This is a genomic window from Pikeienuella sp. (assembly GCF_046290545.1).
Classification (GTDB): domain Bacteria; phylum Pseudomonadota; class Alphaproteobacteria; order Rhodobacterales; family Rhodobacteraceae; genus Pikeienuella.
Window position 1 is genome coordinate 175,201 of the sequence record NZ_JBKAGV010000018.1, and the last position, 17,193, is coordinate 192,393.

The 17,193-nt window shown below is 68.4% G+C and carries 5 protein-coding genes and 1 pseudogene; 1 reads left to right on the top strand and 5 read right to left on the bottom strand.

What is annotated here, in order from left to right; all coding sequences use genetic code 11:
• Nucleotides 1-52: 52 nt before the first annotated feature.
• The 5 genes and pseudogenes from ACE37J_RS21785 to ACE37J_RS21805 all read right to left on the bottom strand — a co-directional run.
• Nucleotides 53-1,728, bottom strand: a pseudogene (locus tag ACE37J_RS21785) (ATP-binding protein); the annotation flags it as partial.
• Between the two features lie 365 nt (nt 1,729-2,093).
• On the bottom strand, nt 2,094-2,705 hold the full coding sequence (locus ACE37J_RS21790) for a peptidoglycan-binding domain-containing protein (RefSeq protein ID WP_409715970.1): 612 nt from the start codon (nt 2,703-2,705) through the stop codon (nt 2,094-2,096).
• A 92-nt stretch (nt 2,706-2,797) separates the two neighbouring features.
• Nucleotides 2,798-5,014, bottom strand: coding sequence for a beta strand repeat-containing protein (locus ACE37J_RS21795; protein WP_409715973.1), 2,217 nt, complete (start codon nt 5,012-5,014; stop codon nt 2,798-2,800).
• Between the two features lie 154 nt (nt 5,015-5,168).
• Nucleotides 5,169-7,082: a CsgG/HfaB family protein gene (locus tag ACE37J_RS21800; RefSeq protein ID WP_409715976.1), complete on the bottom strand. Its 1,914-nt coding sequence runs from the start codon at nt 7,080-7,082 to the stop codon at nt 5,169-5,171.
• A gap of 1 nt (nt 7,083) precedes the next feature.
• On the bottom strand, nt 7,084-7,533 hold the full coding sequence (locus ACE37J_RS21805) for a hypothetical protein (protein WP_409715979.1): 450 nt from the start codon (nt 7,531-7,533) through the stop codon (nt 7,084-7,086).
• A gap of 339 nt (nt 7,534-7,872) precedes the next feature.
• On the opposite strand from ACE37J_RS21805, the gene ACE37J_RS21810 reads away from it, so the two are divergent.
• The gene (locus ACE37J_RS21810) at nt 7,873-17,166 is read left to right on the top strand and encodes a hypothetical protein (protein WP_409715982.1); all 9,294 of its coding nucleotides are present in this window, start codon (nt 7,873-7,875) and stop codon (nt 17,164-17,166) included.
• Nucleotides 17,167-17,193: the final 27 nt, after the last annotated feature.

Below are 17,193 nucleotides of genomic sequence, written 5' to 3' on the forward strand. Positions count from 1 at the left end.
CGCGCAACCAGAACCGGGAGCCGCTCCCCGGCCTGCTTTCGGCGCCCACCTCGCCGCCCATGGCCTCCGCCAGCCGACGGCATATCGCCAGTCCAATCCCGTGCCGCCCGACGATGCGTCCAATCGCTCGAGCATCCCGAATTCCCGGAACAGTAAAGGGATATCTTCCGAAGCGATGCCGCGGCCCGTATCAGAGACGGCGAAGGTCATCTCCCGGCCCGCAGGGTCCCGCGGACCCGCGCTGACGGCGAGTGTGATCGTCCCTTGCAGCGTGGCCTCCGCGGCGTTCATGCCGAAGTTCACAAGAACTCTTTGCAGAGCCGCCGTGTCGCCCAGCAGGCATTCTGGAACCGCGCCGCTCTCGATCTGGATCTCGATTCCACGCTGTTCCGCCTCGGGTTTGATCACGCGCCGCACGTTTTGGAGCAGGGTGACTGGATCGAACGGCCCAGGACGAAGACGCACCTCTCCGGAGCCAAGAACGGCGAGATCCAGAACGTCGTCGATCAGTCGCAACATGCCATGACCGTCTTGTTTGGCCTGATCCATCAACTGCTCGCAAGCCTCTCGGTTCGCGTGATGTTTGAACAGATCGAACGACGCCAGCATCGCCACGAGCGGCGCACGCAGATCGTGCGCAAGCACCGCCATGAGCCGCGACTTCCGTTTGTCGGCTGAGCGAAGCTCGGTCAGGATTAGTTGCCGCTCTAAAGCCCGCTCGATCGCAAACTCCGACTCTTCGCGCACACGTCGGCGATCGAGTATCAGGAGCGAGAGCGCAGCGCCAAGAAACGTGACGGCGAGCGCCGAAAGCGCCGGCCAAGCCGAGTGAATGGCTGACCCGAGAAATGTCGGCGGCCGGCTCGATATCGCCAACGTCCAGGCTGGCGCCTCGGCGAGGCGCTGAAATGCGAAAAGCCTCGGCGCGCCGTCTCCTATCGGCATCCCATGGGCGACGCCGCTGTTTCGCTCTTTCGTGAAGTCGACATACCACGCCGGGGTGGCTCGCAGCATGAACTGCTCGATATTCTCCGAACGCGCGATCACCCGCCGCGACCCGTCAGCAAGGGCTGCGAATTCCCCTTCTTGCAACGCCTCGTTGGTGAGCCAGCCGCAGAGATCCGCGAGGCTGACCGAGAAATAGATGAACGGATCGGGGTTCATGTTCCGGTCGACAGGACTAACGACCGTCACGACCGGGCTGCCTTTCACGCGCCCGGGGAAGGCGTCGGAGACGGCGGCCCGCCCCGAGTCAAGGCTTTCCGCCTCCGCCCGCGCGACTTCGGGATACTGTCTTCGCGGCTCCGGCGAGGGAAGAGCGCCGCTCTCCGACGCCGTGGTCATCAGGATTTCCAGCGTGTCGCCCCCGGTCGCGATGGTGAACCACCCGCCGTAGAGATCGCCTATTCGACGAGCGTCCTTTTCGACGCGCCGGAGGTCGAAATCCTCCCGCAGGGTCGATGATTGCGCGACGGTGGAGAGCGCGGCCTTGAAGGTCAGCAGCCGGAGGTCGATCGTCCGCGCCAGCGCAGAGGTTCGCGCCTGGAGGTCGGCTTCGACCGAGCGGCGCTCAAACTGCGCGACCACCGCCGCGACTGCGCCGGCTGTTGCAATGGCCATCGCTGCAACAAGAAAGGCTGCAACGGCCCTTCGCCGCCGATGACGCGCGGCCAAGCGGCGCACCGCGGCCGGCGCCAACTCTTTCAGGTTCGCTGTCGACTCGCTCATGTCCTTCAGGCGCCCGCAATGAATATCTCTGACGCTCAATTCGCACCCTTGTAGTGAGCGCCCCCGGCGCGCCACCGCCGGGGCGAGTTCGTCAAGGTCGGCGGGGAGCTTCTGCGCATTTCATTAGCCGTTGATGAAACACGCTTCCATTAACTCTTTCCGGAAACCGATGCGATGCGTGCGTTAAGTCACAGTGGTTCGAATTCTACTTGATCCTGCGCGGTATTCTGCAGCGGCGCCGAGGGCGGTCTGATCGTTCCGCACGGTCATCAAAATGTTCGCACCTCTCAAAATCCGATAACAAACATCGACGCCGGCTCGAAAGGCCGTCGCGTCAGGGGAACAGGCGAAAGATCGCCAGCGCCTCAGCGCCGGCCCAGGCGCTCCAGCGTCTCGGGGTCGGGCAGTTCGGTCAAGGGCAGTCTGTTGGCCTGCTGGAACTCGCGCAGCGCCTTGCGGACGGGTTCGGTGTAGCGGCCGTCGACGCGCCGGGTGGGCAGGAAGCCGCGCTCGATGAGCTGCTGCTGCACCTGCCGCATGGCCGATTCCGCGATGGCCATGTTCGAGCCGTTGGCCGACATGGCGACCATCGGTCCGTCGGTCTGCGAGCGGAAGGGGGCGAGCGTGTTGAGCACCTGGTAGAGCACGGCGTGGACCGGCGATTGCGGGTTGGCGCCGCAGCGCTTGATCACCATGGCCTGCACCACCGGCGAGCCGCGATAGGGGCTGAGGTCGAAGGTGTTGGGCAGCATCATGTTGGCGCCGGTCACGGCGCCGTCGATCCAGGCGATCAGGGCGAGCAGCTCGGGGCCGCGGGCGGCGACGACGCGCTGAAGCTGGGCGCAGGTCATCACGCCCTGCGCGCCGCGGGCGCCGTAGGCGCCGGTGGCGTCGGCGGCGCGGCCCGGCGCGGGCGCCGTTACGGAGGCTGCGGCGAGGGCGAGGGCGAGCGCGGCGGCGAGGGGGCGCAGGGTCATGTGGCGGCGTCCGTCGAAACTGGGGCCGAACAGGCGGCCGGGGGGTGCGCCGGGCCCCGAACGGGGGCCCGGCGCGAGAGCGGCGGAGGCGATCAGCGCGTGAAGCTGAAGCTCGTGCCGCGAGTCGCGGAGATGGTCGAGGTCGACACGTTGCCGGCCGACCGGGCGGCGACTGTGTTGCCTGCCAGCACCGAGGTGACGGCCTCGCCGCTCGACGACAGCGCCGTGATCGCCGCATCGTTGATCGTGGCCGCCACGGTGGTGGAGGTCAGGGTCTGAGACGCCTGCGACCGCGCCTGAACCGGCGCGAGGCCCGACGCCACGATCAGGTTGCTCTGCCGGTTCGCCGCGGCGTCCGCGGTGAAGCCGTTGTTGAGGATGCTCATCTGCGCGCCCGTCGTCTCAGTGGGCTCCTCGTTCACCGCGATCGACATGACCGAGGAGCCGCCGATCGTCGCCGCCACGTTGTTGGCGGCGTCGGCGCCCGACGTCTGCGCGCCGTTGACGATCAGCGAGCCGCCCGCGATAGACCCTCCAGTGTAGCCGAGCTGGTTGGTCTGGTCATTCAGGCTCGCCATCACGGTGACGGCGTTGTCGCGCATCACGAACGTGCCGTCCACCGCCGTATCGGTGTCGTTGACGTCGATCTCCATGATGCTGCCGTTGACGGTCGAGTCGAGATCGATCTCGTCCGCGATCTGCACGCCGTCGAGCCGCGCAGTGTCGGCGGTCGTCGCGCCGAGCGAGGCGAGGACCAGCAGGTTGTCCTGCCGGTTGATGTTCCCCGTTGCGCTGATCGCGTTGCCCGACAGGTTGGCCACGGCGTCGGCGCCGAGGAAGTCCATGTCCTCAATGGCGATGGTCGGCGCCGCCAGCGTGGCCGCCGCCTGAACGGTGGTGGCCTGCTGTTCGCCGAGCACGCGGGCGTCTTGGCCGTCCAGCGCGCCTGTCGAGGTGAGCCGGAGCTCGTTGGTCGCGACGTTGCCGCCGGCTTCGGCGCCGATGGTGTTGCCGGTGACGGTCAGCACCTCGGTATCGGCCACCTGGAGCTCTTCGCCAGGTTCGGTGCCAGCGAGGCGAATCAGCGACGCCACCACATCCGCCGTGATGTCCTCGGTTCCGTCGCCGGTCAGGCTCTGGACCGAGCCGACGCCGACTGAGGCGCCGGTCACGCCGCCGGTGGTCACGTTGGCGCTGTTGGCCGCAGTGTTGATCGTCGCTTCGGCGAGGATGCTGTTGCCGCGCGCGGACAGGTCGGCGCCCAGCGTCGGCGCGACGCCGCCCACGACGACTTCCACCGTGCCGGTGGTGACGTCGGCGTCCACATTGATCGCGTTCGCCGCTCCGGCGCCGCCGGCGGTCTGCACGTTGCCCACGGCGTAGTCGGCGATGAAGGCGAGCGTGCCGGCGGACGCGGTGCCGAAGGCCAGAGCGAGGTCGGCGACGGTGCCGAGCCCCAGCGCCACGCTGTCTCCGTTGCCGGCGGTCAGCGAGTTGACCGCGTTATTGGCGCCGGCGCGCGAGGCGATGACGTTCTCGTCCACCGAGGCGTCCGCGGTGATGTCGAATGCGGCGGCATCACCGTCGAGGTTCACGCTGACCAGAGCCGTCGTGACGTCGCTGGTGATCGCGGTCGTGGTCGCGGCAGCCGAGTTGTCCGTCGAGGTCGCCGTCTGCAGGCTGACGATGCCGGCCGGCATGGCGACACCGGCGCCGCTGACGTCCTGCGCGGTGACGGTGTTGACCGAGTCATTGGCCAGCGAATCGGCGATGGACTGGGTGCCCCGGATCGTGCTGACGCCGGAGATGCCGATCGAGTCAACGTCGATCTCGATCAGGCTGTCGACGGCAGCCGCGGTGAGGCCGTCGGTGATCGACTGCAGCGACCCCGCGCCGATGCCGAAGTTGCCGACGACCGCTGTGGCCGCGGTGCCGGGTGCGATGTTGAGCCCGCCGACATTCGCCGCGTTGGCCGTGCTCGAATCAACTTCGACCGTGGTTGTCTGCTGGTTCATCCGCGACTGACTGCGGGTGATCACGTTGAGGATCGACTGGCTCTCGGTCACGACGTCGTCATCGACAACGTCGATGGTCTGGTCGCTGGTGACGAGGCCGTCGTCGACGATGGAGGAGGTCGAGAGCTGGCGCGAGCCGCTAAGGAAGTTCTCCAGCCCGTCAGCGATGGTGATCGCCGCCTCGTCGAGCGTTGCCGGGTCAGAGCTGATCGTGACGCTCTGCGCCAGAGCGCCGTTCCAGCCGAGCGCGGCGACCGCCGTGCTGGCCATCAGCGCCATCTTGAGGTTTTTCATCTGGTCGTTCTCCGTTCTGGTTCATTCATGCGGGCGTGTCCTTCGCGCGCGGGTGAGCGCCCTGTCCGACCCGCCCCTGATGCGCCGCCCCCTGCGAGGGTTGCGGCGACATTCCTGTCTGCGGCCCGCGGGCCGCATCCTGTTCCTGCGCGCGTCATCCGGGCGCGTCCGCCGGCCGCGTCGCCTCCGCCAGCGCCAGCGGCGCGATGGCGCACTCCACGGCCCGCCCCGCCATCGCGGCGCAGATGGCCTGCGCCTCGGGCCGCGGCAGGCGCGCCACCACGAGGTGGATCATGCCGTCGCCGTTGCGGAGCCCGCTCACCCGCCCCTCGGCCCCCGCCAGCAGATCCGGATGGGCGGCGAGCAGCGCGCGGAACGCCCCGGCCGCCGCCTCCGCCGTGGCGTGGGCGCCCAGCACCACCGTGTCGGGCGAGCGCGCGGGCTGCGCCGAAGGCGGCTCGGCGGCGGCCGCGGCCGGCCCGGCGGCGGCGGGCGCGGCGGAGTCCTTCAGCGACGGCGCCTCGACTTCCGGCCGCTCGACTTCGGGCCGCTCGATCTTCGGCTCGCTCAGCACCGGCTTCGACGCGGGCGCGGCGCCCGCCCGGGCCGGTCCGCCCGGCGCCGCGGTCGCCGCCGGGGCTGCGCCGCCGCCATTGGTCAGGATCGGCTGAACGCCCTCCTCCCGGCGCAGCAGGTCGGCGACGAAGCTCGCCTCCGCCTCCGAAGGGAACGGCCCGGCGAACACCACGGTCCAGTCTAGCCCCGCCGTGTCCGTCCGCGTCTCGATCGCAGCGGGCATGCCCCGCGCGACGATGGACGACAGCAGCGTTTCGGCCAGGGCCGCCGACTGGAACGAGGCGACCTGGAGCCGGTAGGCGCCGTCGGCGGCGGGCGACGGATCGTCGTCGGCCGCCGGCGCGGCTGCGACCGGCGCGGCGACGATCGGCTCGGCGGGCGCGGCGGGCGCATCCTCAGCCGCAGGCGCAGGGCCCTCAGGCTCCGCCGCGGGCGGGGTCGCCTGCGCGGGGGCCGGCGCAGCGGCTGGAGCCGGGGCCGGCGCAGCGGCCGAAGCCCGCGCCGCGACGGGCGCCGCCGCCACCTGCGCGCCGACATCGCCACGCGCATAGGCCTCGCCCTCCAGCGCCGCCCGCGCCGACTCCTCGCCGCCGGGGTCGCTGGCGGAGGGGGGCTCAGGATCCTGCAGGAAATCAGGCAGGCAGGGGCGATGGTCGACGCCTGTGACGCCGTCGATCAGCTCCATCGTCGCGAATTCGAGCACTGCGCGCACGGCGAGCTGCACAGGTTCGAGCACCTTGGAGCCGGCGTTGATGTCGAACAGCCGCACGCCGAAGAAGCGGAACAGATCGACGCCCGCCTCGTAGCCGACCACCTGCTTCTGAAGCGTCACGGCGCGGTGGACGATCAGGGTCCGCGTGTCGACGATGCGCAGATCCACCGCGACATTGATCGCGAAGGTGCGCGCCCTGCCGCCGATCCCGTCGATGCCGACTTCGACCCCGCCGCTCGAGATCGCGAAGTTCAGCTCGGTGACGCCGCCGACAATGTAGAAGTCGCTGCGCTGGATCGTGCCGCCGCGATAGGGCAGCCACGGCACGGGCGGGGAACCTTCCGAGACCTGGTGCAGCCGCCCGTCGCCGAGCTGGCGGCGGTCGGTGTAGGCGAGTTCGAGCTCCGCGATCCGCGTATCGAGGCGTTCGTGCACCCGCACCGCGCCGCCCAGCTTGGCGAGGGCGGAATACACCATCAATCCACCGCCCTGCGTGATCTGCGCCCCTTCGATGTCGCTGACTTTGCCCGTGAAGTCCCGCACCTCGCCGACGCCGATGCCGACGCCGATCTTGCCGGCGCGCCTCAACGCCGCGCCGTAACAGGCCAGCGCGTCATCGAGCGGCGTGCGGTTCGTCGTGACGCCGGGACCGCTCAGCATGGGCGCATTGCCGCGGCCCATGTCATGCAGGCCCATCGCGGCGGGATTTGCGCATGCGGCGACCAGAGTGGGCAGCAAGAGCGCGGCGCCGAGCCGCCGCATCGATCGGCCCGGGCCCATGTCACTGGCCAAACGCACAAGCGCGGGAGGTGCCGATGGTCGCGCCGACGTTGCTGTTGTTGAGAACCTGATCGGTCGCGAAGTTCTGGTCGAGCGCGCTCGTCGTCACGCCGCCTGCGCCCGACACGCCGCCGATCGTCGATCCGGCCACATCGCTTGTGATCGTCGAGGACTGGACTGTCTGATCAGTCGAGACCGTGCCGCCGCCGCCGGCGTTGAGCGGCCCGCCGGTCTCGCCGCCGGCCACGCTCCCTGTCGAGCCGGCGCTGATCGTCGGCGAGTTCAGGATACTGGGGGCTCCCGCGTCCCCTGTCGCCGAGTTCGTGGAGCTGTTGACGAGGCTCGTCGCGCTGACATCGCAGTTGATCTGGTCGCCGGCGATGTTGGTCGTGTTGTTGTTCGTGATGTTATAGACGGGATTGCCATACTGGCCGGCCTTCTTGCGCTCCATCATGTCGAGCTGCTGGTTCAGAACCGCTCTCTCGTTTGGCGACCGGGTTTCGAATGCTCCTGTCGACACGGCTCCAAATGCGTGCGCGCTCCCAGCCGCAGCGAGTGCCAGAGCGGCCCCAATCCAAGTTTGGCGTATCACGTACATAGCCCCACCCGTACCAAACCCTATCAGCGGCCAAGGCTCTTTTCTGTCCGAACCTCACTGGCTTGTTCTACGTAGCGACGGTTTTTCGCAATAATCGTATCGTTTATTTTCATTATCTTAGTAATTATATACAGTTTATTGCGTCGTCGATAGCACCTTTTCAATAGATTTTCCGTTCCAAGGGTAGGCAACATGGCAAAAATCTCGCTCGAACTCGTCGAGGGCGCACTGCAGCTTGACGGGCCTCTGCCGCTTCTGACATCTCGCGGCGCGCCCTTCACGCTTGGGGCGGGGCAGGCCGGCGTTGCCGCACGGAGTATCGACGAGGGCGCGGGGATCGTAGCCTACGCGGTGGTGATCAGCACGGCGACATCCCGCGGCGTGACATACTCCGAGCAGCGTTTCGGCCTCGACGGCGTCGCCGTTGGGCGCGCCGAGACCCTCGATGCGCTGGAAGTCGTCCGTCTGGAGCCGGCCTATGAGGCTGACCTGAACGGGGATGTATCCACCGGGTTCGCGAAGATTGGCGCGCGCAAGGATGCGGGAACCGGCGATGCCAGCGCCACGGCGCCTGCGGTGTTCGACGTGTCCGGGGGCGCGCTGGCGATCCTGACGGGCGACGGGACGGATCAGGCTCATTTCATCCCGCTGGTGACCGACCGCGGTGCGATCTGGTCGCTGCGCAGCGGGCAGAGCGTTGCGGCGGTGGTCGACGTGGACGGCGGCTTCCGGATCGTGGTCGCGACCGAGTCGCGCGGCACGACGGCTTACGCCGAGCACACGGTGTCGGCCGTAGGCGTGGTGGAGACCCGCGGGACGGCCCTCTCCACGCTGGAGGTCATCGAACGGGAAACCGCTTACGGCGTCGACATCAATGACGACTCGGATATCGGATTCGATGAGGTCGGAGCCCGCAAGGATCGCGGGACAACGACGCCGCCGACAGCAGATGATCCCGCGGTATTCGAGGTTTCCGGCGGCGCGCTGGCGATCCTGACCGGTGACGGTACGGATCAGGCACACTTCATCCCGCTGGTGACCGACCGCGGTGCGATCTGGTCGCTGCGCAGCGGACAGAGCGTCGCGGCGGTGGACGACGCGGCCGGCGGCGGCTTCCGGATCGTGGTCGCCACCGAGTCGCGCGGCACGACGACTTACGCCGAGCACACGGTTTCGGCCGCAGGCGTGGTGGAGACCCGCGGGACGGCTCTGTCGACGCTGGAGGTGATCGAACGCGAAACCGATTACGGTGTGGACATCAACGCGGATGGAGACGTCGGCTTCGCGCTCGACGGAGCGCGAATGGACCGAGGGACAGCCGACCCTGTCTCCGCGATGGCGCCGGCCATTCACACCGTTCTTGACGGCGGCGCGCTGGCAATCCTGACCGGCGACGGCTCGCAGCAGAGCCACTTCATCCCGTTGGTCACCGACCGCGGGGCGATCTGGTCCTTGCGCAGCGGACAGAGCGTCGCGGCAGTGGACGACGTGGCCGGCGGCGGCTTCCGGATCGTGGTCGCCACCGAGTCGCGCGGCACGACGACTTACGCCGAGCACACGGTCTCGGCCGCAGGCGTGGTGGAGACCCGCGGGACGGCCCTCTCCACGCTGGAGGTCATCGAACGGGAAACCGCATACGGCGTCGACATCAACGACGACGGTGACGGCGGATTCGACAAGGTCGACCCGCCGCGCCTCGACCGGAACGTGCTCGACGCAGAAGGTGTCGACAACGGTAAGAACGTCGGCCTCTTCGAGGTTTCGCAGGGGGCCTACGCCATCGTCGCCGACCCGACGGCACCCGAGCAGGACGACTACCTGCCGCTCGTGACCGACCGGGGCGCGATCTGGACGCCGACCGCAGGGGTCCCCGTGGCGCTGCGCAAGGACGGCGACGCCTACAGGATCATTCTGGAGAACGCCGACTCGACCTTCACTCCCTTCACAGAATACGCCGTCAGCGCCGAGGGCGTGGTCGCCTCGCGCGGTACGCCGCTGACGCCGTTCCAGGTGGTCGCGCTGGAGGCAGACGGCCTCTATGATGGCGATGTCACCGGCGGGACGCTGAGCGGCGATCCGGTCGGCACCGTCGGCTTCGTGAAGACCAACGAGACTCGCGTCGACCGCGGCGTCGGCGACATCGCGGTGTTCGAGATCAGCGGTTTCGGCTACGCCATTGGCATCCTCGACGGCGCGGAAACCACGCTGTTCCCCCTCGCGCTGGAGGACGGCCGCGCGTGGACGCCCGGCACGCGCCAGACGCCCGTCGCAATCCGGGGCCGGATCGAGGATAACGAGCGTCCTGGCGTTCTGGGTGATCCGGTTGGCGTCGACTATTTCATCGTCTCGCGGCTGGTGACCCCCACCTCCGAGGCGTTCTACGAGTTCGCTGTGCGCGCAGGCGTGAAGCCCGACGTCCGCGGCACGCTCCTCACTGCCGAGGACGTGCTGTACCGCGAGGGTATCTACGGTTTCGACATCAACGGTGACGGCGCCATTACGGTGCTGGCGCCGCTGGAGCTCGACCTCAAGCTCGACCCGACATCAACCATTCCGCTGAACTTCAACCTCAGCACCGGCACGATCCGCCTCGACGCGTCGGAGTTCACGGCCTCGGATTCTGTCGTCCTGACCGGCGGCATGGAACCGAGCGGATCGCTCACCTTCAACGACTTCAGCGGAACGCTTGACGCCGATGGCGTGCCCGCCGGCGCCAACCCTGAAATCCCGGCGATGACCGGCGCGTTCACGGTGAACACCGCCGCCAGCGCCGGCGCGGTCACGATCAACGCTGGAACGGGCAATCTGACCGTCAACGCTGCGGCAGCCGGCACGACGGTGACCGTGAACGCCGACTCGATGGGAAGCGACGACACGCTGACGCTGTCGGGCGCGGGGAATGTGAACGTCGACGAGCTGTCCTCGACACTCGCCGCCTCTGGCCACAGCGGGACGCTCGACGTCGACACCGAAGCCAGCGCCGGCGCTGTGTCGATCACCTCCGGCTCCGGGGCGACGACGGTCACCGCCGAGACCGGCGTGCAGGTGACGCTGAACGCTGCGGCGCTCGCCGCCGCGCTTACCCTCGACGGCGCCGGGAGCGTAACCGCGACCGGTGTCGCGCAGAACGTGACGGCGACGAGCCTCTCGGGAACGCTCGACGTCACCACGACCGACGCCGCCAACATCACCGTGACGACCGGGAGCGGGAACACGACAGTCGAGTCGGCCGGGACCGTGGCGGTGGTCGCGACCGCGATGGGCGACGAGGACACGCTGACGCTGCAAGGGGCTGGGACCTTCACGGTCACGGACCTCGCCTCCGACGTAGACGCGGATGACACGCCGCAGCTGACCGGATCGCTGACGCTGACCACGCGGGACACTGCGAACATCGCCGTCACCACCGGGTCGGGCGCGACGACCGTCAACGCCGTCTCGGGCTCCACGGTGACCGTGAACGCCGACTCGATGGGAAGCGACGACACGCTGACGCTGTCGGGCGCGGGGAATGTGAACGTCGACGAGCTGTCCTCGACGCTCGCCGCCTCTGGCCACAGCGGGACGCTCGACGTCGACACCGAAGCCAGCGCCGGCGCTGTGTCGATCACCTCGGGCTCCGGGGCGACGACGGTCACCGCCGAGACCGGCGTGCAGGTGACGCTGAACGCCACGGCGCTCGCCGCCGCGCTCACCCTCGACGGCGCGGGAGACGTGACCGCGACCAATGTCGCGCAGAACGTCACCGCGACGAGCCTCTCCGGCGCGTTCGACGTCACCATGACGAACACGGTCGCGCAAACGCTGACGACCGGCAGCGGGAACACCACCGTTACGGCGAACGGGTCTGCCGCGCTCACCGTCGACGCCGTCGCCATGGCGTCCGACGACGACCTCACGCTCAAGGGAACGGGCGCGGTCACGATCAACAACCTGACCGCCGAACTGGTGGGCGCAGAGCATAGTGGCGCGCTGACGCTCACCGTCCCCGACAACGCGGCCGTCACGGCGTCGACCGATTCCAACGCCATCACTGCGACCCTCGGCTCGAACGCGATGCTCGCGCTCACGCCGGGCGACGGGAACGGGACGACCGACATCACCGCGAACGGCGGGGCGGTGTCGGTCGACGCGTCCTCCATCGACAGCGCGGGCGAAGCGTTGGCCCTGAGCGGGGCGAGCGCCTTCACGGTCACCAACATCGCGACGTCCAGGGTCTCCTATGACGGGTCGGGTTCCCTGGCGATCACGCCGACGGGCACGATGACCCTCGATCTCGAGGGATCGGCTGGGGCGGTCAGCATCGACACGGCGTCGCTGAGCGGCGGCACGCTGACGATCGACAACGCGCCGGTTTCGGGTCTCACGATCACCGGCTCGGGCGCCGTCGTGATCGACGTGGACACGGCCTCGACGGACCTGTCGGGCGTGGCCGCGACAGTCGCGCTCACCGTCAACGTGGCGGGCGGCGCGTCGACGAGCCTCACCGCCGATCAGGCGACCGGCTCGACGGCGACGGTTGCGGCGACCGGGTCTCTCGCCATCACCGGCGCGGTCGCAGCAACCACCTACGATTTCTCCAATATCGACCAGACCGACACCGGCCCCGTAACGCTGACCTATGCGACGGGGGGCGTGGTCGGCACGACGCAGTTCGGCGGCATCGACACGATCTCGGCGGCGGACGGCGTCACCCTCACGCTCACGGCGACGCAGGCGGCCGACAAGTCGCTGACGACCGGGGCCGGCGCGAAGGTGATCTTCGACCTCGCCACGAATGACGACATCCGCGCCCAGTCGATGCCGACCATCTACGATCTTGCGTTGCAGAGCGGCGCCACGAACGTGCAGATGACGATCGCCCAGCATGCGAATGCGGCGGCCGTCACCGGCGACGGAACCGAGGGGATCGTGTTCACCGACGCAGGGACGGCGACTGGCGACCCGGATATCGAGGGCTACACGCTCTCTGACGCCGGGGCCAACACCTTCACGGTCGCTGCGACTGCGGGCGCGTCGAGCCAGAACGTGACCGGAGGAACGGCGAACGACACCGTTGTCGTCGGCGCAAGCGTCGTCGCGATCGGGGCTTACACGCTGGGCGACGGCACGAACACCGTGCAGCTCGCCGACGGCGCCGACATTAAGGGCGCCACGCTGACCGACGTCGACGTGATCGCGCTCGACAGCGACGCCTCGGTGACCATGACCGTCGGCCAGCACTCAGGCGAAAGCCGCTCGATCACCGGCGCCGGAACCGAGACCGTGATCCTGTCGGACGCCGGAACGCTGACGGCCTCGGCCGCCATCGAGACCTACACCCTCGCCGCCGAAAGCGGCACGGTGCTGACGCTGGCGGCCGACGCGCAGAGCGTGACCGGCGACGTCGGCGCTTTCGACGACACCGTGATCGTGGGCGCGCGGACGCTTACGGGCGACTCGATCATCGACCTCGGCGGCGGCACCGCCGACAAGGTCCAGTTGCAGGACGGCGCGAACACTGCGGCCGCGACCCTCTCCAACGTCGAGACCATCGAGATCGAAGCGAACGCCTCAGTCACCATGTCCGTCGATCAGCACACGGCGGCCGGGCGCACGGTGACGGCGGGCGTCGACGCCACGGTCACGTTCTCGAACGACACCGACAGTGCGACGGCGGCTGAGCCGATCACCGGCGCCGCGACGGTGGACAGCTATGTCCTCGCGGACGGAACCAACGACTTCCAGATCGGCGCCGCCGCGCAGAACGTCACGACGCAGGGCGGATCGGGCACGATCCGGGTCGGCACGCTGGCGGCGACCGGTACGTTCGACATCGACCAGGGGAGCTACACGCTGGTCGCGAGCGGCGGCGCCGACATACAGGGCGTCAACGGCGGCGCATCCACCACCGCCGCGGTGCTGGAGATGACTGGCGCCGTGACGATGACGCTGACCCAGCACGACGCTTTCGGAACCGTCACTGCCTCCGGCCCGAGCGACGCCATCACCCTCATAGGCGCAGGGTCGGTCGGCGCCAAGGCCGGCGTCGAGAGCTACACGCTCGACGGCGCGGGCGCGAACACCTTCACGGTCAACGCGTCGACGCCCGGCGTGAGCGTCACGGGCGGCGCCGCGGCGGACACCATCGTGGTCGGCGGCGCGAATGTCGGGTCGGCTGTCTATTCGCTCGGGGCCGGGGCCAACGTGGTCCGGCTCGGCAATGGCGCGAACGTCTCGCAGGCCACCATCTCGGCGGTCGGCGGCACGTTCGCCTTCGACGTGCTCGACGGCGCAACGGCGACGATGTCGACCAACCAGCACATCGGCGCGACCGCGATCACCGGCGCCGGGACGAACGCGATCACCTTCTCCAACGGCGGCACGATTACCGGCGACGCCGATATCGGGACCTACACGCTCGCTGACGCCGTCTCGAACACCTTCACGCTCGGGGCGAACGGCCAGAGCGTGACCGGTGGAACCGGCGCCGACAAGGTCGTCATCGACAACCGCGTTCTCACCGGGTCGTCGACCATCGACCTGGACGGCGGGTCGGACACGATCGAGTTCCGCAACGCCGTGAACATCGCGGCGGCGACCGTCTCCGACGTCGAGACCTTCGATCTCGCCGCCAACGCCGCCGTGACCATGACGGTGGCGCAGCACGAGGCGGTCGCCTTCACCGGATTGGGCGCGGTGACCTTCTCCGACGCCATCGGCGCCGGCCCCGTGACGGGCGAAGCGACAGTGACGCGCTACACGCTCGCCAACGGCGCGAACAGCTTCATTCTCGGCGCAGACGGCCAGGGCGTGACAGGCGGCACCGGCGCGGACGTCGTCGACGTCGGCGCGCGCACGATCACCGGCGCGATCGCGCTCGGCGATGGAACCGACACGGTCAAGGTCTCGACGGGCGCGAACCTCTCCGGCGCGTCGACCTTCACCGGCGTCGAGACCATTGACGTGGCCGCCGCCGGCGCGACCGTCACGATCAGCGAGGCGCAGCACGCCGCGGCGATCACCGTCGCGGGGGGCGGCGCGCAGGGCGGGGACGTCACCATCGTCTTCAGCGAGGCGGTGGGCGACGGCGGATCCACGCTGACCGGCAAGACCTCCGTAGCGCGCTACACGCTGACCGGGACGGCGAACGACTTCACGTTCGGCTATGCGGGCCAGAGCGTCTCCGCGTCGGCAGGCTCGGGGACGATCAGGATCGGGGCGGTGGACGCCAGCGGGACGTTCGCCTTCACCGGGGCTGCAGACTACACGCTCGATCTCACCCCCGGCGCGAACATTTCCGGGGTGAATGGCGGCGCGGCCACGACCGCAAACGCGCTCACCTTCACCGGCCCGGTGTCGATGACGGCGGCGCAGCACAACGCGTTCACCAGCGGTATCACTGCGTTGAGTGGGGCGGACACGATAACCCTGACCACGGCCGATACGGCGACGGGCGACGCGGATGTGGAGACTTATGTGCTCGGCGACGGCGCGAACACCTTCACACTGGGAGCCACGGGCCAGAACGTGACCGAGAGCGGCGGAGCCAACACGCTGGTGTTCGGCGCCGGCGCCTATACGGGGACGTTCACGGGCTTCGACGCGGACGAAACCTATCGGGTGGTGGGCGGCACGAACCTGTCTGGCGCGACGGGCCTGACGCAGGGCACGCTCGACTTCCAGGACGCCAGCGCGACGGTGACACTGAACGCTGCGCAGAACGGCTTGCTGACCATCGCGAACGCGGCAGGCGCGCAGATCATCGTTGTGACCGAGGCCGACACCTTCACTGCGGACGCGGCGATCGAGACCTACCGGCTGACGGGCGCGAGCGAGATCACTGTCGCCGCGGGGACGAACGTCGAGGTCGCGGCCGGAGACACTGCCGACCAGACGGTGATCGTCAACGCCCTGACCACGACCGGGTCCTACAGCCTCGGCGACGGAGACGAAGACACGGTCGCGATTACCGCGATCTCCGACATCAGCGCCTCGACCTTCACCGGCGTCGAGCGCGTCACGCTCGGCAACGGGGTGAACGCGACCATGACGATCGCGCAGAACGCGCTGATCTCGACGGCGACCGGGGCGAACAGTGTTGGGTTGTCGGAGGCGGGCGTTGCGACCGGCGCCGCCGAAGTGGAAACCTACAACCTCGCAAACGGCGCGAACACCTTCACGCTCGGCGCGCTGGCGCAGAACGTGAACGGCGGCACGGGTGCGAACACGCTGGTGTTCGGCGCCGGCGCCTATACGGGGACGTTTACGGGCTTCGGCGCCGACGACACCTACCGGGTGGTGAACGGCACGAACCTGTCCGGGGCGACGGGTCTTGATGCGGGCGTGCTCGACTTCCAGGACGCCACCGCGACCGTGACGCTCGACGCGGCGCAGAACGCCTCGCTGACGATCCTCGCCGACGGGGCCGACAGCGGCACGCAGACGATCGCGCTGACCGAGGCGGCGTCATTCACCGGCGACGCGGCCATCGAGGCCTACATCCTCGCGAACGGCAACCAGACCTTCACGGTCGGGGCGGCCGGGCAGGCTGTGACGACCGGGACGGGCGACGTTACGATCAGCACGAATGTCGTAACGGGGGCGCTGAACGGATCGGCGGGTGGCGTGGTCACTCTCGCCGTGACGGGAGGAACCCTCGACTTCACGGGCGTGACGCTGACCGGCCTCGACGCGGTCACCATCGCTGCCGGGGCGACGGTGACGTTGACGGCGGCGCAGGTGGCCCAGATCGGCATCGGGGCAGTGACAGGCGACGGGACGCTTCGCATCGCCGCCGACGAAGGTGGTAGTGTGCTCGACGCTACTGGAGCTTCGGTCGCCGTCGTCTTGGAGGGCGGCGCAGGTGCGGACACCTTCGTGTTCATCGACGGTGTGGAGATCGCAGGCTTCGATGCAACGGACGCGGACAAGATTGACGTCAGCAGCTTTGCCGCTCCCGTTGTTGCCAGCGATCTGGAATGGAACTTGTCAGCAAGTAGTTCTACGGGAACCCCTACCTCGACCCTGACTCCGACTGGCGACGACATCGTGGCGAACCTCAATCAACCGGGTTATTTTACGTTTGCCCGTCCCAATGCGACGCTAACGGCGAACGCTTCCGTGACTGGAAACTACGAGTTTGACTGGACCTTCGCTCGAAGTTTCGGCACTGGAGGCTCCGCTAATCTAGGCCGAGATGGGAGCAGCAATAATCTGCTCAATACTTTCTCAAACGGAACCACTTCCGGGTCGGCGACTTTCGTCATTGGAGATACAACGACGGATGTCTTCCGCTTTGATTTCGGCGGTTATCAGGGACAAGGTGGTTTCGACGCCACACTCACGCTCTCGCTTACCGCTGCGCCTGACGCACCCATAGCCTTCGGAGAAATCCAGTCCTCACAAGATGGCGCAGACGCCGTGCTGACAATCGGACCCGACTTTCTCAGGCTGGTCGGAACGGCCGCCGTTGACGTGCAGGAGAGTTGGTTCCTCTTTTCGTGACGACTTCGGGGCCGGCTTCTCCGGCCC